The 670-nt window shown below is 46.5% G+C and carries 1 protein-coding gene; it reads right to left on the bottom strand.

Annotated features, from left to right (window positions below; all coding sequences use genetic code 11):
- The coding region (locus A3729_RS08625) for an HDOD domain-containing protein (RefSeq protein ID WP_156497816.1) at positions 1–670 on the bottom strand (670 nt) is incomplete at both ends.

Genomic DNA, 670 nt, shown 5'->3' with positions numbered 1-670 from the left:
AATATAGCCACTGTCTAAATGGGGGTTTGCTTCAATATAGCGACACATCAACGAGAAGTGAGGCGGGAAGACGTGTGCAAGCACCAAATAACCAAAGTTATGCAGCAAGCCCGAAAGATAAGACAAGCCGAAACTGGGGCGATAAGTCGGGTCAATTTTGCTTAGAATTGAGGTCGTACCTAGAGCTAGCCACATGGCTTGCTGCCAATAGGGGGCATAACCTTTTGGCTCATCCTTAGGAACTTTTAGTGTTCTTCCCAGAGCTAAACCCATTGCCAGGTTCATCACCATATCAAAGCCCAATACCCTGATGATCGCGTCGTGAACTGACTTGATCTTTCCGGGTGCATTGTAAAATGAGCTGGAAGCCCAGCTAACTACCTGAGCAGCAAGGCTTGGATCTTTTTCGATGATATCTGCCAGTTCATCAGCGCCTGCATCAGGGTTGGAGCGAAGGCGAATAATTTCTTGTGCACTCTGAGGCAGAGGTGGAAGCTCAAGAGTGTCTTCNAAGCGCTGTTTAATACGTAAGGAGGTAAACTTCTCAATCGCTTGATTGATCTGCTCAAGGTCACTGCCTGGTTGATTTATGTTGTAAGGTATCGATGATAGAGGCACTGCAACGCTTTCGACTTTAGCTTTTCTAGTTGAGGCTGAAAAGGCCTCTTTA

Source organism: Oleiphilus sp. HI0043 (assembly GCF_001634935.1).
The sequence above is the reverse complement of the archived record's forward strand: the minus strand, read 5'-3'. Positions and strand labels throughout refer to the sequence as shown.